The 21,186-nt window shown below is 39.2% G+C and carries 14 protein-coding genes and 1 pseudogene; 9 read left to right on the top strand and 6 right to left on the bottom strand.

Annotated features, from left to right (window positions below):
- The first annotated feature begins 500 nt into the window (after nt 1-500).
- From GQR47_RS06220 to GQR47_RS06190, 7 genes are all read left to right on the top strand, one after another.
- On the top strand, nt 501-911 hold the full coding sequence (locus GQR47_RS06220) for a hypothetical protein (RefSeq protein WP_004336087.1): 411 nt from the start codon (nt 501-503) through the stop codon (nt 909-911).
- A 555-nt stretch (nt 912-1,466) separates the two neighbouring features.
- Nucleotides 1,467-4,559, top strand: a complete 3,093-nt coding sequence (locus GQR47_RS06215; RefSeq protein WP_024595219.1) for a PilC/PilY family type IV pilus protein — start codon at nt 1,467-1,469, stop codon at nt 4,557-4,559.
- Nucleotides 4,560-5,148: 589 nt separating this feature from the next.
- Entirely contained in the window at nt 5,149-6,636 is a 1,488-nt protein-coding gene (locus tag GQR47_RS06210; RefSeq protein ID WP_024595218.1) for a hypothetical protein, read from the top strand.
- A gap of 235 nt (nt 6,637-6,871) precedes the next feature.
- Nucleotides 6,872-7,210, top strand: coding sequence for a hypothetical protein (locus tag GQR47_RS06205; RefSeq protein ID WP_024595217.1), 339 nt, complete (start codon nt 6,872-6,874; stop codon nt 7,208-7,210).
- Nucleotides 7,203-8,543 carry an SPFH domain-containing protein gene (locus tag GQR47_RS06200; RefSeq protein ID WP_002961828.1) on the top strand — a complete coding sequence of 447 codons (1,341 nt, stop codon included), beginning with the start codon at nt 7,203-7,205 and terminating at the stop codon, nt 8,541-8,543. Before GQR47_RS06205 ends, GQR47_RS06200 begins: the two co-directional genes overlap by 8 nt.
- 152 nt (nt 8,544-8,695) lie before the next feature.
- A complete protein-coding gene (locus tag GQR47_RS06195) occupies nt 8,696-8,962 on the top strand; it encodes a YrhK family protein (RefSeq protein WP_002961829.1) in 267 nt (88 codons plus the stop codon).
- 89 nt (nt 8,963-9,051) lie between these two features.
- Nucleotides 9,052-9,567 (top strand): M23 family metallopeptidase, encoded by a 516-nt coding sequence (locus tag GQR47_RS06190; protein WP_024595216.1) that lies wholly within the window; start codon nt 9,052-9,054, stop codon nt 9,565-9,567.
- Between the two features lie 74 nt (nt 9,568-9,641).
- On the opposite strand, the gene GQR47_RS06185 is transcribed toward GQR47_RS06190, so the two are convergent.
- The gene (locus GQR47_RS06185) at nt 9,642-10,811 is read right to left on the bottom strand and encodes an MFS transporter (RefSeq protein WP_024595215.1); all 1,170 of its coding nucleotides are present in this window, start codon (nt 10,809-10,811) and stop codon (nt 9,642-9,644) included.
- Between the two features lie 242 nt (nt 10,812-11,053).
- Between GQR47_RS06185 and GQR47_RS06180 the strand changes: the two are divergent.
- Nucleotides 11,054-11,239 (top strand): annotated as a pseudogene (locus GQR47_RS06180) (hypothetical protein); the annotation flags it as partial.
- Here the strand turns inward: GQR47_RS06180 and GQR47_RS06175 are convergent.
- The 3 genes from GQR47_RS06175 to GQR47_RS06165 all read right to left on the bottom strand — a co-directional run bounded on the left by GQR47_RS06175 (nt 11,210) and on the right by GQR47_RS06165 (nt 15,175).
- Nucleotides 11,210-12,211 carry a LacI family DNA-binding transcriptional regulator gene (locus GQR47_RS06175; protein ID WP_002961833.1) on the bottom strand — a complete coding sequence of 334 codons (1,002 nt, stop codon included), beginning with the start codon at nt 12,209-12,211 and terminating at the stop codon, nt 11,210-11,212. The pseudogene GQR47_RS06180 and the gene GQR47_RS06175 sit on opposite strands and share 30 nt — an antisense overlap.
- A gap of 76 nt (nt 12,212-12,287) precedes the next feature.
- The gene (locus GQR47_RS06170; protein ID WP_149604933.1) at nt 12,288-13,814 is read right to left on the bottom strand and encodes an MFS transporter; all 1,527 of its coding nucleotides are present in this window, start codon (nt 13,812-13,814) and stop codon (nt 12,288-12,290) included.
- Nucleotides 13,815-13,846: 32 nt separating this feature from the next.
- Nucleotides 13,847-15,175: a GH1 family beta-glucosidase gene (locus tag GQR47_RS06165; protein WP_154903756.1), complete on the bottom strand. Its 1,329-nt coding sequence runs from the start codon at nt 15,173-15,175 to the stop codon at nt 13,847-13,849.
- Nucleotides 15,176-15,414: 239 nt separating this feature from the next.
- On the opposite strand from GQR47_RS06165, the gene GQR47_RS06160 reads away from it, so the two are divergent.
- Entirely contained in the window at nt 15,415-17,991 is a 2,577-nt protein-coding gene (locus tag GQR47_RS06160; RefSeq protein WP_024603325.1) for a glycoside hydrolase family 3 N-terminal domain-containing protein, read from the top strand.
- 77 nt (nt 17,992-18,068) lie between these two features.
- Here GQR47_RS06160 and GQR47_RS06155 read toward each other — a convergent pair whose 3' ends face one another.
- The gene (locus GQR47_RS06155; protein ID WP_154903757.1) at nt 18,069-19,556 is read right to left on the bottom strand and encodes a tryptophan halogenase family protein; all 1,488 of its coding nucleotides are present in this window, start codon (nt 19,554-19,556) and stop codon (nt 18,069-18,071) included.
- Nucleotides 19,549-21,099 (bottom strand): tryptophan halogenase family protein, encoded by a 1,551-nt coding sequence (locus tag GQR47_RS06150; protein WP_024603217.1) that lies wholly within the window; start codon nt 21,097-21,099, stop codon nt 19,549-19,551. The genes GQR47_RS06155 and GQR47_RS06150 overlap by 8 nt, the downstream gene beginning before the upstream one ends.
- Nucleotides 21,100-21,186: the final 87 nt, after the last annotated feature.

Raw genomic sequence — 21,186 nt, 5'->3', positions numbered from 1 at the left:
AAAGCATGATATAAAATAGCGAGAGTAAAAAAGCCGATGTTGGGTTAAACCTCAATATCGGCTTTTTCGTGCTTATTAACTTTCTATTGTGTTATACCAACCCGCAATAATACTTAATCATTTTGCGGGGCTAAACGTGTCGCTACCTGCGTTAAAAAATTCTCATTTAGAACAACCAAATAGCGAATTTTTTGCCTAGCTATCAACACGTTTTTTCATCCTCAAAATAGATCACTTAATTAAGCGAATTGGTATTATTAAAAAATAATAAAACTGTATTCTGTTATTTATTATTTATTATTTATTATTTATTATTTAGTGATTTTTATGGTTTTTAACTTATTGTAATTTCTGGGTATTTTTGTTGGTGTTAGACTAAAGTCTATAGTTTAGATTTATTCACTTATTAGGTTTGTTTTTATCGTTTGTGGTAATTGAGCTAACACTCTAAAGTTAAGTTGTCGGCAACAAGTACGACTTAACTAATTAGGAATATAATCATGAAATTTACACTTTTAAAAACCATCGCTCTTGGCTCATTATTAACTTGCTCAGCTGCTGCAATGGCTAATCAAGGTGATTATAAATTAATGGTTATTGAAGACTCTGTAACTGCAGCACCTGCATTTGAAAAATCATTTAATAGCTGTGCTTTAAATGTTGAAGCAAGAAACTACGAAGAAGCAGAAGCTATTTGTACACAAGCAATTGCATTGCTTAAGCAAAGCCATGGTCCGCGTTTAAAAGTACGTGAACTTACATCGTTTGCATTAAGTAACCGTGGTGTAGCACGTATTAAGGCTCAAAAAGACACTGCTGGTATTTCTGATTTATATGAAGCGGTTCAAATTTCTAAAAACTCACTTGTAACACATAACTTAACTCGCGCTAAGAAAGAGTTATCTTTATAAGAATGCTTGTATAAAACGCTTATAATTTAGCGAGAGTATAAAAGCCCATATTAGGTAGCACCTAATATGGGCTTTTTTGTATGTTTGAATAACCGTAGTTACCTATAAACACACTTCTTTTAATAAAACAGTTTTACTGAATAATAGTGTTTTTAAAGGTGATTTTTAGAGCCTTACGTTACTAATTTATATTGGTAAGTACTTGTTACCTAAAACATAGATCTATAAATATAGAAACATAGGTAAAAATATAGTTTTTTAGCATGATTTAACTGTGCAGTAAAACGGGATTGTTTTATTTAAACTGTTGTTTTTAAATGATAATAAAACCTAATGTCTTTGACTTTAGTCTGTTTTTATTTAAAAATCGAAGTAATATATATTTTATAGCATTGACGCCACGTGGATGCTAATCACTGTTTTGTGATGAATAGCTAGATATGACTTTTGTTTTATTTTTAGTCCCACCTCAATATTACTAAAAATTAAACAGGGAATAGAGTAGTTATTAACTTGCGCAATAAAAATAAAAAGCGCAAATAAAGGGATTTAAAAATGCAATTTAAACTAAAAAAAATAGCTGCCTTGTTATTCGGGGTAGGTATTAGCGTTTCTGTATTTGCCGAAGATATAGAGCTATACGTAAACCATAATGTTGAAACCGACGAAAACCCTCGTGTACTTATTATTTTTGATACTTCAGGAAGTATGAAGACTAAGTTGCCTAATGGTGGACCTAGAAAAATCGATGCTGGTATAAGCGCGATGACCCAATTAGTAAATGATAACAGCTCGATTGATTTTGGTTTGATGCGTTTTAATGGCAATGATGGTGGCTATGTTATGGCTGGCCTAGGCTCCTCACATGACAAAATATTGGGTCAAATAAAAAAGCTGCCTGCTAGCGGGAATACACCTATTACTGAGACCTTATGGGAAGCTTACCTATATATGACTGGGCAGACGGTTTGGTATGGGCAAAATACGGACAAACGAGATACTACGATTGAGAGAGATCAAAGTGGTACTGATATACCTCGTTATGTTTCTCCTTTTCAACAGGCTGTTGGTGCAGATGAGCGTTGTGATAACTCAATTAGCTTAATATTAATGACTGATGGTGATCCGACACAAGATATTACCCGAAATGATGATATCAAATCATTATACAAATCTACTTTTGGTTCATATCCTAGTACTACAAGTAATAGCTATTTAGCCGCTTTAGCTCAAATAATACACGGTACAAGAGATGTTGAAGTTGACTTGTACGACACCACGCCAGAGGTTGCCGATACGGGGCGAGTTTTTACTATCGGTTTTGGTAGTGGCATGAGCACAAATGGTAAAAAGTTATTAGAAAAAACCGCTTTATTGGGCGGCGGCGAGTACTTACATGCCGATACATCGACTGAACTTTCTGAAGCGCTTAATAATACAATATCGAAAATACGCGAAGTTAACGATAGTTTTTCATCTCCTACGGTAGCAAGTAATAATGTTGACCAAACACGTAGCCGAGAGTCAATTTACTTTGCGATGTTTTACCCAGAAACAGGCGCACGTTGGAGCGGGAATTTAAAAAAACTAAAAGTATCAGGTGCAAATATAGTCGATTCAACTGATAAAATAGCCCTTGATGAAAATGGGTTAATTGATGAGAAAGCGCGAACTTTTTGGCTGCCAACTAATAAGCCTGCAGATGGGAATTTAGTAGCCCAGGGTGGCGTAAATTTACTTTTATCAACTTTAGACCCTGACAGTCGTAAAATTTACATAGATAAAACGGGCAGTATTATTGATTTTACTTTTGATAAAGTACAAACCATTTTAAATTTAGCGACAGGTACAGTTACCGATCTTGCCCCTGATTTGATTCCTAATATCGGGCTAACTTTACAGGAGAGTGATATTAGCTGGGCACGAGGGGTTGATGTTGACAATGAAGATGGTGATAACTCATCAGTAGATCAGCGAATCAATATTTTTGGCGACCCTTTGCATTCAAAGCCGGTATCTATAGATTACGGCGATGGAAGTATTCACATACTTGTTGGTACTAATGCCGGCTTTTTACATATGTTTGAAGACAAAGGCGATACTGTTGAAGAAAAGTGGGCTTTTACACCTGCTGCCTTATTAAAAAACATTCCTGCTTTGCGTAGTAATCTTGCAAATACAAAAGTGTATGGCATGGATGGGCCTATAAGTGTGTTCTTTAATAATAAAGGCTCAAATAGCGAAGGGTTAAACGATGGTGTTATTAGAGCAAGTGATGGTGATGAAGTGTGGGCATTTGCAGGTATGCGCAGAGGCGGTAAAAATTACTACGCGCTTGATATAAGTGACCCTAACGAACCTAAAAAATTATGGAATAAGCCTATTGTTGGTGGCTCAGAAGAATTTAAATATTTAGCGCAAACATGGTCTAAGCCTCAAATTGCATACATTAAAGCCTTTGGTGAGGATCCATTGCTAATATTTGGCGCAGGCTACGATACAAACAAAGATAATGCGATTAGAACAACAGATGAAACCGGGCTAGGTATCTACATTGTTAATGCTAAAACTGGCGAAAAGGTATGGGCGCTGACTCCAGATGAGCATGGTTTTACCGGAGAGCACAGTATTGCAGCGGATGTAACTACGCTTGACTCAGATTACGACGGGTATATCGACCGAATTTATGCAACCGATACTGGCGGTAATATTTGGCGAGTAGATATTCCTAGTGAAGATGAAGGTGATATTACCCATTTTAAACTTGCGGAACTTGGCAGTACATTAGCGTCGCAAGACAGACGTTTTTTTTACAAACCATTAGTTGCTAGAACGCTGTTTAGTAAAGTTACTAAAACCAATTATGGTGGTGAAATGATCACCACCCGTTTAGATACCCCGTACGACGCAATAGTTATAGGTAGCGGAAATCGTTCAAACCCACTTGCTACTAATGAGCAAGATCAGCTGTATATGATCCGTGATGAAAACACCCTAACAAAAATATTTACTGAATTTCCAGCCCCAATAATGCCAGATGATTTAATGAAAATGAATGAAGACCCATTTGGTAATGCACTTGATGACGTTGATAAATTTGTTAACCTTGAAGTTAAGTTAGCCGAATTTAAAGGGTGGCGATACGAATTAGGGACAGGCGAAAAGTCCCTTGCTGCAGCAACGGTCGTTGGTGGGGTTGCTTACTTTACTTCCTTTACGCCTGCATCTTCATCATCAACACAAAACCAATGTTCGTTAACGGGTGGTGGTGGTTCGCTTTACGCCTTTCATTTGCATTATGGAACGAAGGTTTATGACGATGTGAAATTTGCAACAAGTAATGATGTACCTGATACACCGAAACTATTTTTTGGGGAAGGCCCGTCGTGTGCAGATAATGATGCGGATGGTAAGTGCGATTGGGATGATGCAACGGATGTAACGCAAGTTAGTCAGTTTTATTTAATAGGCCCTGGGGTTAAAGGTTCTGATAAGCCGATAAAAGCTATTGAAATACTTGGGCCAAATTTAAATGTTGAAGGTGGAAAAGTTAAGCTAGTAAATGGCGCTGAACCAATTGGTTTTGGCTTTAAAACCCAACAAACCTATATTTATAAACGCGAAGAAAACGATACTCAGGCACTTTAGAAACACAATGCAATAAACATAAGCCACCTTAATTAGGTGGCTTTTTAATTTTAAGAGCGAATCAAAAATGCTAATGGTTTACTTATATAATTGGTTTAGAGTTTTCGAAGGGCTCTAAACCAACCTATGTATAATATACATTCGTTTACAAAACTCGGTCATCACTTGAGCCCTTTACTCTAGGTGCCTGTAGTCCATATTAGTTAAGAATAGCTGGCATTTGTTATATTTAATTAACAAATGTAAGAGCTAAATATAACATGCTGTGTCACTATATAGGTACAGGGCATGTTAACTTGTTGCCATCCCCCCATAAAAATTCAATAAATTTCTGTTGTTTAAATTTATACCAACCTGCATAAATCTTTGAGTAACTTAACAAATTAAATTGCACTATAACGTCGTTAAAATTTTATTTAGAACAACTAGATACAAAAATTTTTGCCTCGTTCTAGCGTAATTTCTTAACGTTAACTAGAACCCATATATAAGCAGATTGGCATTACTTATTTTGTATTAAAGTAACTTATTTAATTTATAACAATATGATTTTTAATAATAATTAAAGTGCAAAAAAGGAAGTCTTTGTATGTTTTTTAAAAAAAGTCAGTTAGCTATTTCATTAGCGTTTACGCTAGGCCTTGTTGGATGTGGTGGCGGTGATAAAGCGGCCGTTGTAGAGCCAGTTGTAGCTAAGCCAGATCCCGTGAAAGTAGAGCCCGTAGAAGTTAACACTATCTCTCTTACAGGAAAGGTTATTGATGGTTATGTATCTGGTGCAATAGTATGGCTGGATATTGATGGCGATGGTACTTTTGACGAGCAATCAGAACCTTCTGTAGTCTCTGAAGAATCGGGTAATTATAGTTTTAATTTTACAGAAGAGCAGGCGCTGTGTGTGCCGTATTCAACTATGTACGTTGATGTACCTGTCGGCGCAATTGACGAGGATTTAGGAGAGGTAACACAAGCGTATCAAATGTCATTTCCACCCTCAATTGAGGCTCTGACTGATGAAGATATTCGAAATATATCCCCTTTAACAACCGTTATTTGGGAACAGTTGAGCCTTCAATTACAAAAAATTGGTAACAATAATTTAAGTTGTGATGCACTTAAAGAAAATACTGAGCTACTGGCAAACCTTCAAAGCGAAATAACAAATGTTATGCAAAACTTGGTTGCGCATTATAATTTGTCGACGGAACAAATTTATTCAGATTTTATCGCTACTAACGACAGCGACGCTTACGACAGAGCACAAGCAATTGTTAAGGGGTTAAAAGCCGCCTATAAATTCAAGCAAGAGCTAGATGCTCAGTATCCTGATGCAGAAGAAGTAAGAGCAGTGATTTATCAAGACACAGCAAAAGATGCAGAGTATGGGTTTGAAAATGCATGGTACCGCGACAAAGTTATTTTTGCAGGCGCTGAACTTATTTATGAGCAAGTAAAGCTTCAAAATACAGACGAACTCGACAAAATTGACGTTATTTTGTCTCGATTGGATTCAATAGATACGCCTTGGGGCGAAGAATCGTTAAATGGAAAATTAACAGTTAGAGACGATGTTTACATTAACGCCGATCGTACTTACCGATGCTCTAGCATTGAGAACGTTAGTTTTGAGCAAAGCAATGTGCTTTATGGCGTTACTAATACTAGCCCATCGGTTAACTTCCCAACAGCAGATGAATGCGTTAGTGCTAATTTAGATACACCGTTCGAGCGAGGTTTTAGCATTAGCTATACTGAGTCAGGATCGTTTTACCAAATTGACTTTGCCTTTAGAGAAGAAAATGCCGACTTTCAAACATTATCTGATTGGGTAAATGTTAAAGACAAAGCTACTGACTTAGAAACTCAAGATTTAGTGACCGTACTCGCTGCTATGCCTTATAAGTTTGATGACGAAACATCTATTGATGCTAGCTTTTGGCGTAAATACAAAACCACAGACAACGTACGTATTATAAAAACAATTGAAGGGCAATGGTTTAGAGAGACTCGCCGAGAAGATGGAACAATGCTGTATGAATGCGGTGAAAACGGTGTTGATTGGGGGCCATGCGAATAATGTAAAAAGCACTTTAATGAATATTAGCTTAGTGCCAGTCAGTTAATAACTGACTGGCATTTTTTGTTTGAAAAAGCTTACTTTTATGTGCGCTTATAACTGTATACCTGATGAACTTTATTTTTAATCTGTTTTTTACTCGGGTTTACTGTAAAATTACTGGGTTAACATTTGTTAAGCAATGCTTACAATTGTTATTGCTCATTAAGTATTTAAACTAATTTAAGTAGAGCTTATGATTTTTTATATTATAGGGTTAAGTTTACTTGTTATTATTTTATGCGTTGCACTTTATGTAATTTACAGCAACGTACATAAAAGTCGGGTAAGAAAATCCAAGGAATACAACGTACTGTTTGATAAAGACACGATAGTTGATGAACTAATCACTCAACTAACAGAAAAAAATCAAACACAAGAAAACCAAGATAAAACAGCTAAAGGTAAAGAAGAAATCCTTGCAACATTTGTTGAGTTACATCGCTCTGGTAGCTTTTGCGCACATTTGAGTGAACAGGAAATTATTTACTTTGTTAAAAAGAAATTAAACATGGAGAGTAATAAAAATGGATAGCGAAAAAGCAGTCCCAGCAGTAAAAAGTGACTCATTTATGAGTCGATTTGGTCGTCGTAATGTAATTATAGTGTCATCAATTGTTGTTGTATTGGTAGTGATAGCAACCCTTACATCGCAAGTTGTTTCGTGGAATGAAGCAGATGAGCGTTTAGTACATCAATCGGCTTTTACAGGTAACTTAACCGTAATAAATCAAGCCGGCCCTTACTTAAAAGCGTTTGGTAGTACATCTGCTTATAAAAAAGTAATTTCGATTAACTTTACGGGCGATGCCGGTGCAACAGCAAGCGCAATTGTACCGCTAATACCAATTCGATTTTTAGATACCACAACAGGTGGCGCACGAGGTGTCTCTCGTTTTAGATTACCAGGCAATGTACCAGCAGCAGAGTCGGGTGCTCTACGTGGTTTACTTAAAATACACGAAGAGTTTGGTTCACAAGAAACATTAATATCTAATTTATTAATGCGTGCAACCACCGAAAATGTAAAAGCGTCGGCGCGAATGATGTCGGTAGAGCAACATTACTCTGGTGGTAATGGTCAATTAAGCCAAGATTTTGCAGATCAATTAACCAACGGTATTTTTGTTACTGAGCAAATTATTAGTACAGGTGAGCGCGATAAATCTGACGACTTAGGTAATTTAAGTAAACAGCAACGTGTCACTATTAATATTAAAATGGATGATGAGGGTAATACACTGCGTAACGCACCCATTTTAGGCGCTTACGGTATTACAGTAGTTGATGCCAGCATTATTGATATTGACTACGAAAGCAAAGTAAATGCTCGCCTTGAAGCCCAAAAGCAGGCTGCTGCTGATGAAGCGCTAGCGCGTCAAAACCTTAAAAAAGCAGAGCAACAAGCGCGTACTGAAGTGGCTTTAGGTGAACAAGCAATTGCTAAGCAACGTGCTGAATCTGAAAAGCTAAAAATAAAAGAGCAAATTGATGCTGAACGAATTAAGGCAAATGCCATTATTTCTGCGCAGCAACGAGTGGCTGTAAAAGCGGAGCTTGCGAAAGAGCAAGAAGAGATTCTAAAGCAACAACGTTTAGAAGCATTAGGTATGGACGTTTTAGCTGAGGCTCGTTTAAGAGCTAAGTCTGCTGCACTTGATCCAAAGTATGTATTTGATGAAACGCTAAAAGCAGAAGTTAAAATTCAAACCGCTTTATTTACAAGCCTAGGTAATAGCCGTTTAGTGCCTGAAATTGTAATAGGCGCAGGCCAAGGCGAGCAAAGTAATGGCTCTGAATTTATGCGTTTATTAGCCGCCGATGCTGCATTAAGTCTTAAAAAGCGTTTAGAAAAAGAGAAAAAATAAACGATTAGTTAAGTATTGCACAAACAATAAAAACGTTGGCTGATTCGCATTGGCCAGCGTTTTTTATTGCGTAAATTTTGTTATTGTATGGTGCGGCTTAGCTTGTGAAAACAAGCTTTTTAAATTATTAAATAAAAGAGTGAGCAGTACTTATGGACCCCAGTAATCAGTTTATTTTAGATTTAGGACAAGAGCATATTACCATCCAGCGACGATATGAAGCGCTGGGAGCGTTTAACGATTTTTTGATTGCTGTGTGGTTTTTAATTGGCAGTTTTTTCTTTTTAAATGACTCACTAATAGAAAGTGGCACATGGTTGTTTATAGCGGGCAGTGCTCAATTACTTATAAAACCTGTTTTGAAATTGATCAGCTTAGTACATGTTAGTCGGGTATTTCATTCAAATAAAACTTCATAAATAAAACCATAAATACGACTCATGATGAGTTCAGTTATTATGGCTAATAATTTACCAGTATAAGTTATTTAAATATCAAGGATAGAAAAGTGAAAGTACTTAAGTGGATTTCAATTGGAATAGCTACTTTACTAATTATAGGCTTACTAATTCCCGAAAAAATAATGATTCCGGTACAAGGTGCCACAAGTAAAGATTGGAACCATAACACGTTTTGGTACGAGCCTTGGGGTAGGTCGGGTGTGCACAAAGGAATTGATATTTTTGGCACAAAAAATACTCCCGTAGTTGCCTCAACAAGCGGTATTGTTATATTTGCAGGTGAGTTAACTCGTGGTGGTAAGGTGGTTGCGGTGCTTGGGCCTAAATGGCGCGTGCATTATTTTGCACATTTAAATAACTACTCGGTAAGTACAGGTGATGTAGTAAGCATAAACAGTCAAATTGGCTTACTGGGCGATACCGGAAATGCCGCAGGAAAACAGCCTCATGTGCATTATTCTATTTTATCGTTAGTGCCCATGCCGTGGCTTTTTACAACGCAAAACCAAGGGTGGAAAAAGATGTTTTTTTTGAGCCCACATAAAAAACTCACTGCTAAATAATAGTTTTAGCTGTTAAATCAAGATGTTTAACAGCTAGAATTAGTTAATAAGCAAGCGTGTATTTAAGCTAAAAATTAGCCTGCAACTGGGGTTTTACCCGCGCGAATATTTTTAATGCTTTTAATAAACATATAAATACAGGTAGTGATTAAACAGCCTGCTAAATAAAACACAATACCGTTGGGTGCATCAGATAAATTTGCAGCAAGCATAGGGCCAAATACCGACCCAATACTGTAACTCAAAAGCATTACCTCAGTTGCAGATACTATTTTTGCCATTGGTAATGAGTCGCACGCAAGTGTTATAGCAATCGGGTAAAGTGCAAAGCTGCATGCGCCTAGTATTAAGTAGCTTACTATTAATCCTGCTAAAGTGTTTGCTTGTAGTATACCCACAGCACCGGCTGCGCCTACTAAACAAAACATACCCATTAATAAGCTTTTTTCAAGCCGAGTAGATAAGTAACTCACAAGCGGCTGCACGACCATGCCGCCTAAGATAATAACCGCCATAAGTGTTCCTGTGTACTGAGCTTGATCAGCTTGTGCTGCAATATACACCGGCATTAAGCCGTAAATAGGGCCCAGTAATAAGCCCGATGCTAAGCATCCGAGCATAGCTGGGTGGCTTAATGTTTTTATTTCTTTTAGTGGTAGTTTTTCAAGGTGCTGTTTTTCGGGCTGACCTTTGGTTATTAATAAAGGGGCTAAAATAGCTAAAAATAATAACGAGGCTACAAATAAATAAGGCGTTGAACCTTCGGTGCCAAGCGGCCCTATAGCAAGTTGACCAACCGCGCTGCCCCCATAAAGTGAGGTCATGTATAAACCCAAACGTTTAGCACGCGACTTTGCTGTGTTGGTCATTAATAACCAAGACTCAACAACGACAAACACACCGGCAACAGCAACACCAGCTACAAATCGTGCAATTAACCAGTTAACGGTATTTGGCAGTGCAAGTTGTGCAAGCACGCTTGCTATTAATAGGCTTAAAAATAATATAAATGCGAAGCGATGACCCGTTTTTACCACAATGCGCTCTATTGTGGTGGCGCCAATAAGTAAGCCAAAGTAAAAAATGCTCGCAAGCCAAGGCGCTAGGTTTTCATCGAGTTTAAATGCGGGTAACGACAGCGGAATAAGGCTCATTAAAAAGCCGGATGCGATAGCAAAAAATGACAGCCCGATAACGGGTGCTAAAGGGTTATTAGAGGTGCTTGTGGCGGCTGATTCGGCCATGTGTGTTTATCGACTCATCAAGGTAAATAACCACTGTTTTAAAGTTTGAGAGGTTACTTTAATAATAAAATTTGCGCGAATTTAGAGCCAAATTAAAAATAAGTAAAGTGATATTTTATTAAATAATATAAATAAATTTAAAACGATCTTTTTGGTAAATTATCGGATCTATTATGCTTTTTATTGTAGTGTTTTTATGTAGATATTGTTTTATATTTGTGAGCATTTATGTCTGAATAGAGTTTTTTGTAATGCAAGCAGATAGGCACATATCGCATGCTGCACGTCACTTTTTAAAGTTTTCGCAGCAGCACGTAGAGCAATACGTAGAGCAATACGTAGAGCAATATTTAGATACGCAGTGGGTACGTAATGAGTTACATAACTTAGATTTAAAGTTAATTAATATCCGGTGTAGAGTCTCTTAAAATAAGCTTTGGCTGAAACACGTGCTTTACTGTTATGCCGCTTTTTTTGTAAATGTCTTTAAGCACTAAGTTAGCCGCAGCTCGGCCCATTTCGGGAACTGGGTTATCTATAGTAGTCAGTGTTGGGTAGAGATAATTGGTAAAAATTACGTTATCGAACCCAATAATGGCTAAATCTTTTGGCAGGTTAAAACCGTGTTCGCGGGCGTATTTCATAGCACCCGATGCCATTTCGTCATTGGCACATACAAGGGCGGTTATTTGCGCTTTATTTTGAATAAAATGCCTTAAGCCGTCGCTGCCGCCGGTTTCTTTAAAGTCGCCTATGTAAAATAAGTTTTCGTCAAAGGTTAGGTTGTATTCTGCGAGGGCTTTTTTGTGGCCTTTTAAACGATTTGACGCGTCTTCTTTAAACTGCGGGCCTGCTATGTACGCAATGTTTTTATGGCCTTTGTTGATCATGGCTTTAGTGGCTAAGTAGCCGCCCATTACGTTGTCGAGGCTAATGCAGTTTTCTTCAATTTCTTTAACGTAGCGGCTCATTAAGTAAATAGGGGTTTTGCCTTTACTTAACTCAATTAGGTACTCGTTTGATACCGCTTCTACGTGGGCAATAATAGCGTCGCAATTACGGCCTATTAAAAACTCAAAGCCGCTTTTTTCTTTTTTCTCGTCACTGTGCCCAGGGGTAATAATAACGTGTTTACCCGCAATACGAAGGTGCTCTTCAATGGCTGACATCATTTGACCAAAAAACGGACCATCCAACTCAGAAACTAAAATACCGACGCTGTTTGTAGTGCTAGACGCCAAAGAGCGAGCAATAGAACTTGGCTGATAGCCTAGCTCTTTCATTGCTTCTAATACCTTTTTTTTAGTTTTTTTGCTTACGTAGTCGTTGTCGTTAAGTACCCTTGAAACAGTTGATAAAGACACACCTGCCATTTCTGATACTTGATAAATTGTCGCCATTGATGTCCTAGCTTATATGTATTTTTACTCGCACTTTATAAAAAATATAAAGTGCGAAGGGTCATTAAAAGTTAATTTACACATTACTGCGTCTAATTGCTAAGTCTTCTGTTATTTTTTGCGTCATCGCTGAGGTTAGCGGATAAATAAGCATCAATGCGGCGCCTAAAAAAGCAAATGCGGCAGGTATCCAGCTCATAAGTAACTGCATACCAGGTAGGGCTTGTGTAATTGTTAGCTCATCCATACCGTTATAGCCGTAGCCTGCAAGTACCACCAATACTAATGCACCGGCAAAACCACCACCGGTTTTTTGCACAAATGTACCCGCAGAATAAATAAGGCCTGTAGCGCGGCGTTTGTTTTTCCACTCTGAATAATCGGCTGAATCACCAAGCATACTAAAAAATAATGTTGGCATCATCGCGGCAAAAAATTCAGCAGCGCAACCAAAGGTAAATACAGCAATAAGGTTATCACTAGGTACCCAGTAAAATGCAGTAGTGAGTATGCCGCTTAGCATTAATGAAGCAATAAATAGGTTTCGTTTACCCATAATTTCGGCCAGTTTACCTGTGGCAAGTGCGCCAAATATAGATACAACCAACAAAGCAATAAAGTATTGCCCAGCCATGAGTTCATTGGCTACGTGATACTTAAAGTAGTACGCAATTACACCGTATTTTATGCCATTAAACATCATGGTTAAAAAACCAATGCCGAGTAACACCAACCAAGGTTTGTTGGTCAGAAGATCAACCATGTCGCGCTGTGATCCCGTTAAGCTTTGTTTATCTTTATTGAGTAATTTTTTAATAACGAATGTCATTGCAGCCATAACAAGGGCAAAAAATACGCCGCTGTATAAATCGCGGTAATAAAAAAACAGGGTGGTAGCAAGCAAAGGTAGGATTATAAATGGCAGGCTTTTGGTTAAATCAAACAACTCTGATTTTAAATTCCCTTCATTTGAGGCATGCGGTGTTACACGCTCTTTGGTGGTCGCAAACGTTATAATCATTAAAATAATAAGTAAGCTGGCAAATAAGTACATAGTAAGCTGATAGCCTTTGGCGTTGTCGCCGCCACCAAAAAATGCCACTAGCTCAGGTAAAAAACCCATAACCAATAAGCCACCCGTAAACGCACCTGCAAACCTAAAACCAGAGAGCTTTGTGCGCTCTGTATCGTCTGGTGTCATTACGCCCATAAGTGCCGAGTAGGGCACGTTACTTACGGTGTAAGCAAGCGTTAAACCTATGTAAGTTACGTAAGCATAAATAAGTTTATTGGTGGTGCTAAAGTCGGGTGTAGTAAAACACAACACCATAAACAAGCCCAAAAACGGTGCCGAGTAGAGTATCCACGGGCGAAATTTACCAAAGCGCGACTGCGTTCTGTCGGCAATCATACCCATAATAATATCGGTTACGCCATCAGACAGCCTTACCACCAAAAACAACATGGCAGCGGCGGCTGCCGATATGCCAAATGTATCGGTGTAAAACACCGCTAAATAAGCAAGCGCGCCGCGCCATACTAAGTTAGCACCGGCATCGCCCATGGCGTAACCGACTTTTTCGTATAAAGGGAGTTTGTTCACAGTGTGTGTTCTTCTTGTTATAAGCCGATAAATTATCGGCTAGTTATTAGGTTACTGTACGCTTTACCGCTGGCTTTAACAGTTCGTTTTTGTGTGTTGTAGTCTACGTGTACTATTCCAAAACGTTTTAAATATCCTTCAGCCCATTCAAAGTTATCCATTAGGCTCCACGCAAAGTAACCATCTACTTTTACGCCTTGCTCTGTTGCGTTATGCAGGGCATTTAAATGCTCGTGGTAATATTCAATACGGTCGTTGTCTCTCACTTCACCGTCTGTAAATTCGTCAGCCATAGCTGCACCGTTTTCGGTAATATAAATAGGTGGTAGGGTGTATTTTTTGTTTAACGATACAAGTAATTCTGTAAGCGCTTTAGGATAAATTTCCCAGCCTATATCGGTCATTGGCGCTTTATGTGGCAGCTCATGGTAAAAGTCGGTATTGCTTGCTTGATAATGCATGCGGGTATAAAAGTTAACCCCTAGGTAATCTAGCGGTTGAGCAATTATTTCCATGTCGCCATCTAAAATATCTGGGCGGTGGGCTTTAGGTAATTGCTTAATAATATCAGGGTATTTACCTTGCATTACAGGCTGCATGTACCATTGGTTTATATAGTCATCAGCAAATGCAGTGGCTTTTAAATCGTCTTCACTTTGGGTAACTGAGTAACAAGGCGTAAAGTTAAGTACAATACCGTTTAGTGTATTTGGGCTATTTTTAGCAAGTACTTGCATAGCCAAACCGTGACCCAGTAATAAGTGGTGCGCGGCTTTACGACCAAATTCGCGACCTACTATGCCAGGAGCATGTACGCCAATTTCGTAGCCTAAGTAAGAGCTGCAAAAAGGCTCGTTTAAGGTGGCGTAAGAGTGTACGCGGTCACCAAATGCTTTTGTAATTAAATCTGTGTAATGCGCAAATTCGTAAGCGGTGTTACGGTTAAGCCAGCCACCTTCGTCTTCAATATGTTGTGGTAAATCCCAGTGGTACAGCGTTACAAAAGCTTTAATGTTACGGCGTTTTAATTCATCTAAAATGTCGGTATAAAACTTAACGCCTGTCGGGTTTAAGTGACCGCTTTTAGTCATTACACGCGGCCACGAAATAGAAAGTCTGTAAGCGTCTACACCTAATGATTCAATTAAGTTTATATCGTCTTTCCAGCGAGTGTAGTGTTCGCAAGCTACATCGCCATTTGAATTATCGACTATTTTGCCTTCTTTACTGCAAAAGGTATCCCAAATACATGGCAAGCGATCAGCTGCGCCGCCTTCAATTTGAAATGAGGCCGTAGCTACACCATAAGTAAAATTTTTGGCTAAAAGTGGTGAGCCACTAGGTAAAGATAATTGTTTCATTAAGAGAAAACCTCTGCTTCTTTTTTGGTAAAGTTTGCTTTGTATAGAGCGTATATTAAATTCATTATTGGAAGCGCTTCCATATTTAATTTGATTAATCACTAAGTATGGTATTTAATAACTTTAAGGAAGCGCTTCCATATTTAGGTTAGTGGCTATTGTTAAACAGGTCAATAGTTAAATTTAAATAACAAATAGGCGCTCACAAAATCACACTGACACAACACAGGGCTATAAAAATGAAAAAAAGCTTAAACACTAACAGGTTACACATGCTCCCCATTTTAATAGGCGGATTATGCGTTTTAAGTGCGTGTAATAAACAAGAGGTTAACGCTAATAATAGCCAAGGCGCCGTAGCCAAAAAGGCTGAGCATGAGCAAGGTGATTTATCACTTTGGCCAACGCTTAAAAGTAAGGTAGTGAAAACGCCTGAAATTGAAAATACGATTGCACAGTATTTAAAAACAATGACGCTTGAACAAAAAGTAGCGCAAATGATCCAACCTGAAATTCGCGATATAACCGCTTCAGACATGCGCAAATACGGTTTTGGTTCGTATTTAAATGGCGGTGGCTCGTTCCCAAATGCCAATAAGCATGCAACGCCTGCAGATTGGATAACACTTGCTGAGAGCATGTACCAAGCCTCGGTTGATGACTCAATTGATGGCAGTAAAATTCCAACCATGTGGGGCACTGATGCAGTACATGGCCATAATAATGTGATTGGGGCGACGTTATTTCCGCACAATATTGGTTTAGGTGCTGCTAATAACCCCGCATTAATTGAGCGCATTGCAGCAGCTACTGCAATAGAGGTAATGGCAACAGGCATAGATTGGGTGTTTGCACCGACTGTTGCGGTGGTGCGCGACGACCGATGGGGCAGAACGTACGAAGGCTACTCAGAAGACCCTGCAATTGTACGTGAGTATTCAGCCGCAATTGTAAACGGATTGCAAGGCAGAGCCGATGAAGACTTTTTAAGTGACAAACGCGTAATTAGTACCGTTAAGCACTTTTTAGGCGATGGCGGCACAGTAGATGGTGACGATCAAGGCGATAACATTGATAGCGAAGAGGTGTTATATAACATTCATGCGCAAGGTTATATAGGTGGCTTAACCGCAGGTAGTCAGTCGGTTATGGCATCGTTTAATAGCTGGAATGGTAAAAAAAATCACGGCAACAAATACTTACTTACCGATGTATTAAAAACAAAAATGGGTTTTGATGGCTTTGTTGTAGGAGATTGGAACGGACACGGACAAGTTGCAGGCTGTACAAATGAAAGTTGCCCACAGGCTGTTAATGCGGGGCTTGATATTTTTATGGTGCCAACGGGTGCTTGGAAGCCACTTTATGAAAATACAATTAAACAAGTAAAAGCGGGCACAATAACAATGGCGCGAATAGATGACGCCGTAGCACGTATTTTACGCGTTAAATTACGTGCGGGTTTATTTGATAAGCCAAGCCCTGCAAATCGAAAATATTCAGGTAAATTAAAACTAATAGGTGCGCCAGCACATCGCGATATTGCCCGCCAAGCGGTACAAGAGTCGCTAGTACTGCTTAAAAACAACAACCATTTATTACCGCTTAACCCATCAAGCAACATACTTATAGCAGGCGATGCGGCCGATAACATAGGCAAGCAATCGGGCGGTTGGAGTATTACATGGCAGGGAACTAATAATCAAAATGCAGATTTTCCTGGGGCAACGTCTATTTATGCGGGGCTAAAAACGCAAATAGATGCCGCTGGCGGTAACGCTATTTTAAGCCCAACGGGTGAGTTTAATACCAAACCCGATGTAGCCATTGTTGTATTTGGTGAAGAACCATACGCAGAGGGACATGGCGATAAAGACAACCTTGAGTTTGAACGTAACAATAAACGCTCTCTTAAAATATTAAAAACATTAAAGCAGCAAGGTATTGCGGTGGTGTCGGTGTTTATATCGGGCAGACCAATGTGGGTTAACAGCGAGCTAAACGCGTCAGATGCATTTGTAGCAGCATGGCTTCCTGGCACTGAAGGACAAGGCATTGCAGATGTATTATTAGCGGATGAAAGTGGGCAGGTACAATACGACTTTAAAGGTAAGTTGTCGTTCTCGTGGCCTAAATCGCCACTACAAACCGCAGTAAATAAGGGGGATGCTGATTACTCGCCATTATTACCCTATGGCTTTGGCTTAACGTATAAAGATGAAAGTACGCGTGCCAATAATCTAAATGAAGACTCAGGTGTTGATGTTAGTAACCTTGCGTCCTTATCTATATTTAATGGCAGCTTTAAAACACCGTGGCGTTTGTTTTTAAATTCAAACAGCGAGCAGCACCAAGTAGCAAGTAACAGTGTAAAGCTTGGCGGCATTACTTATCGCACTGAAGACAAAGCGATTCAAGAAGATGCGATGCAATTTAATTTTGATGGCACTGCAGCCAGCTACATCGAAATTAATAGCAACTTTACCGAAGACAAAGTGGCCTACATTGAAGCAAATTCGGCCCTTAGCTTTAGCTATAAAGTAAACCAAATACCTAGCTCACAGACATACCTTGCAATGAAATGCGAACAAGGCTGTGGTGGCGAGCTTGATATTACCCGTGATCTTGAAAATGCTGATTTAAATACATGGCAAACCATGAGCATAGATTTAACGTGTTTTGCTAAAAAGGGTGTTGATTTTGCCAGAGTAACCAGCCCTTTTATTATTAAAACGGCAGGCGAGCTTAACGTTTCAGTTGCAGATATTAGCTTTGAACCACAAGGCGCTGAAACAGCAAAAATAAAGTGTGAGTAGTAGAGTGCTTATAAGTTAAGTTTATTGTGTGTTGTCTCAAAGCCCTTAGTAATAAGGGCTTTTTTTAAAGAGGATATTTATGCTGGGCAATACTGCTTTAAAAACTCATGATGAGATGGTAATTGGCTGACGCGCTGCTCTATTTGTTGCTTAATACCGTGTAAAAAACGGGTGAGTTCTTCATCGCTCATCATGCTGGCTATTAAATGATGTTGATTAGGCTCAATACCCTGACCAAGCATAACTTGCACCCACGAGTCGACTCTAAAAATGTCGCCATCGTCTAAAAATACACGGCCGGTTTGTTTAAACAAATCAATTTTATGCTGAAGTGTTTTTGGCACTTCCATGGCATTACAATGCTGCCAAAACTCACTGTCATCGCGATTAGTTACTTTGTAGTGCAGCACAATAAAGTCGCGAATATTTTCAATTTCGCTTTTAAGCTGTTTGTTGTATTCGTCAATGGCGTGATTGGTAATGCCATTAAACGGAAATAAACGCATAAAGCGAATAATACCCGACATAATTAAGTGAATGCTGGTGGACTCAAGTGGCTCTACAAAACCGCTGGCAAGGCCAAGCGCTAGGCAGTTTTTATTCCAGCCTTTTAAGCGGCGCCCTGTTTTAAATTTAATAATACGTGGCTCTGTAAGCGCCTCGCCCTCAATGTTACTTAATAAGAGCGCTTTGGCTTGCTCGTCATCCATATATTGGCTGCAATAAACTAATCCGTTGCCTACACGGTTTTGCAGCGGTATACGCCATTGCCAGCCGCTTTTGTGGGCAATAGATCGGGTAAGTGGTAATACGGTCTCGCTGGTTGATTTTGTTTGCACCGCAATGGCGCTATTACACGGTAGTAAATGCGACCAGTCTTCGTAGCCAGTATGTAATGCTTGCTCTATTAATAAGCCTCTAAAGCCAGTGCAATCAATAAAAAAGTCGCCGTTAATGTGCTCGCCATTATTTAAAATCAATGATTCTATATGGCCCGTTTTAGGGTTTTTTACTACTTTTTGTATTTTACCTTCAATGCGTTTTACACCTAATGGCTCTGAAAATTCACGTAAAAACTGCGCGTAACGCGTGGCATCCATATGGTAGGCATAGTTAATAGGGTTTTGCTGATTAAACGCAAACTTACCGGCTTTAGCCGCTTGCAGCTCGTAGCAGTAATCGCCAAATGGGTTGTTTATTCCAAGTGCTTTACCTTGCAGCCAAAAGTGATGAAATTCACCCGCCCAACATTCTTTGCCCGTTGCGCCAAATGAGTGAATATAATGCGTGTTTTCATCGCCCCAGTTTTCAAAGCTAATACCTAATTTAAAGCTTGCTTGAGTGGCTTTCATAAATGCTTGCTCGTTTATACCCAGCAATTTATGAAATGTACGAATAGGCGGAATTGTTGCTTCGCCAACACCTACAGTGCCAATATCGTCAGATTCAACAAGGGTTATGTTTATATTGTTACCAACTAGTTTAGCAAGTGCCGCTGCGGCCATCCAACCTGCAGTGCCGCCTCCAGCAATTACTACGTTTTTAACAGCGTTTGTTTTAGTCATTATGTGGCTGCCCATTATTTGATAAAAGATGATTTAAAAGCGCGCGATTACTTGGCAGTCCATTTAAGCACTGCGCTATTTTTTCGCGATTTTGCTGATAATAGTAATCCCCAGCGCGTGGGTCGTTAAATGTATTTTGTGCAGATACTGTTTGTGTATCAAAGCCCATGCCATATAAAACGTATTGGTAACTACTTGATGAAAACACTTCTTCGTTTTCAATAAAATCAAAGCGGCTAGGGGGTTGAAATTGCCAAAGTTTAAGTAAGTTTTGCAGGCGCTCGGGCGCGGTATTTAAATTACTAATATCTTGCCAATAAGGAGTGTCGTCGCGCTCGCTTAGCACATAATGAAGTTTTAAAAACTCAATAACGCGCTGCCAACGAGTGCTAAAACGCTCATTAAAACGCGTTTCAAGCTGGCTCATGTGGGTGCGGTTTTGCGGGAGTTGCTCGCTTATCATGCTAATTGAAAGCTCAACCATAGCAAGAGCTGACGCTTCAAGCGGCTCTAAAAAGCCAGCAGACATACCCACGGCAACACAGTTTTTAATCCAAAATTTTTGCCTGTAACCAGGGCTGAATTTTAATACGCGGTAGTTAAGTTGCTCAGCTTGTTGCTCACTGGTAGTTTTAGCTATGTAGCTTTTTAGAGTATTTGTTGCGCTTTCATCACTTTGATATTTACTGCTAAATACATAACCTGTACCACGGCGCGTTGGTAGGGCTATATCCCAAATCCAGCCGTTACTTTGCGCTGTAGATAGCGTAGCAGAGGCAATTGGTTGATTGATGTGTGCATTAGGTATTTGCGCCGCAACAGCGCTGTTATTAAATAAAATATGATCTTGCGCTATAAACTCATTATTAAAATGCTCATCAATTAAACGAGCACGAGAGCCTGAGCAATCTATAAATAAATCACCTGTTATATCGCCATTATTATTTGTTTTTAATGAAGCAATATAACCATGTTCGTCGTTAATAACCTCGGTTACATCGTCAATAATATGTGTAACGTTTAGATTTTTAACACAGTGATTTTTTAAAAACTCAGCAAATTTACCCGCATCTAAATGATAGCCATAGTTGGTGACCGCTGCATATTCGGGTGTTTGTAATTGCTTTGGTGCAAGTGCTGCTTGGCATACAAAGCTTTGCATATTAACAACGTCGGCAAATTTTTGATCAGGTGCAATACGTTGCCAGCTGGCGTGTAAATTGGTTTGCTCATAGCCTTGTGGATTCATAAAAGGGTGGTAGTAGTTTTCTCCCTCACTGAGGTTGCGCCAATTTATAAATTTAGAACCTTGCTTAAATGATGCGTCGCACTGGGTTATAAAATCAATTTCTTTAATGCCAATGCGCTGCAGCGTGTTGCGCATTGACGGCCATGTACCTTCGCCCACACCCAATATAGGCACGTTTGCTGACTCCACTAACGTTACATTAAGGTGCGGGTGTTCGGCAGCTAATAAGCCTGCGCTTAGCCAGCCGGCAGTGCCACCACCTAAAACGACTATTTTTGTTATTGGTTTGGTCATGAGTTAACACCCTAAAGTTGATAACAATTAAACTAGCATTAATACTGTTTTAAATACAAAAAAGCCGCTAGTAAAAACTAACGGCTT

This window comes from Pseudoalteromonas sp. Z1A2 (assembly GCF_011378755.1).
In the GTDB taxonomy this organism is placed as follows: domain Bacteria; phylum Pseudomonadota; class Gammaproteobacteria; order Enterobacterales; family Alteromonadaceae; genus Pseudoalteromonas; species Pseudoalteromonas distincta.
Note: the sequence above shows the minus strand (reverse complement) of the source record. Positions and strands in the feature narration are given on the sequence as shown.

What these genes read in the sequence shown, in the direction of transcription:
- GQR47_RS06220 (WP_004336087.1), top strand. Translation starts at nt 501, where the DNA reads ATGAAATTTACACTTTTAAAAACCATCGCTCTTGGCTCATTATTAACT.
- GQR47_RS06215 (WP_024595219.1), top strand. Translation starts at nt 1,467, where the DNA reads ATGCAATTTAAACTAAAAAAAATAGCTGCCTTGTTATTCGGGGTAGGT.
- GQR47_RS06210 (WP_024595218.1), top strand. Translation starts at nt 5,149, where the DNA reads ATGTTTTTTAAAAAAAGTCAGTTAGCTATTTCATTAGCGTTTACGCTA.
- GQR47_RS06205 (WP_024595217.1), top strand. Translation starts at nt 6,872, where the DNA reads ATGATTTTTTATATTATAGGGTTAAGTTTACTTGTTATTATTTTATGC.
- GQR47_RS06200 (WP_002961828.1), top strand. Translation starts at nt 7,203, where the DNA reads ATGGATAGCGAAAAAGCAGTCCCAGCAGTAAAAAGTGACTCATTTATG.
- GQR47_RS06195 (WP_002961829.1), top strand. Translation starts at nt 8,696, where the DNA reads ATGGACCCCAGTAATCAGTTTATTTTAGATTTAGGACAAGAGCATATT.
- GQR47_RS06185 (WP_024595215.1), bottom strand. Translation starts at nt 10,811, where the DNA reads ATGGCCGAATCAGCCGCCACAAGCACCTCTAATAACCCTTTAGCACCC.
- GQR47_RS06175 (WP_002961833.1), bottom strand. Translation starts at nt 12,211, where the DNA reads ATGGCGACAATTTATCAAGTATCAGAAATGGCAGGTGTGTCTTTATCA.
- GQR47_RS06165 (WP_154903756.1), bottom strand. Translation starts at nt 15,175, where the DNA reads ATGAAACAATTATCTTTACCTAGTGGCTCACCACTTTTAGCCAAAAAT.
- GQR47_RS06160 (WP_024603325.1), top strand. Translation starts at nt 15,415, where the DNA reads ATGAAAAAAAGCTTAAACACTAACAGGTTACACATGCTCCCCATTTTA.
- GQR47_RS06155 (WP_154903757.1), bottom strand. Translation starts at nt 19,556, where the DNA reads ATGACTAAAACAAACGCTGTTAAAAACGTAGTAATTGCTGGAGGCGGC.
- GQR47_RS06150 (WP_024603217.1), bottom strand. Translation starts at nt 21,099, where the DNA reads ATGACCAAACCAATAACAAAAATAGTCGTTTTAGGTGGTGGCACTGCC.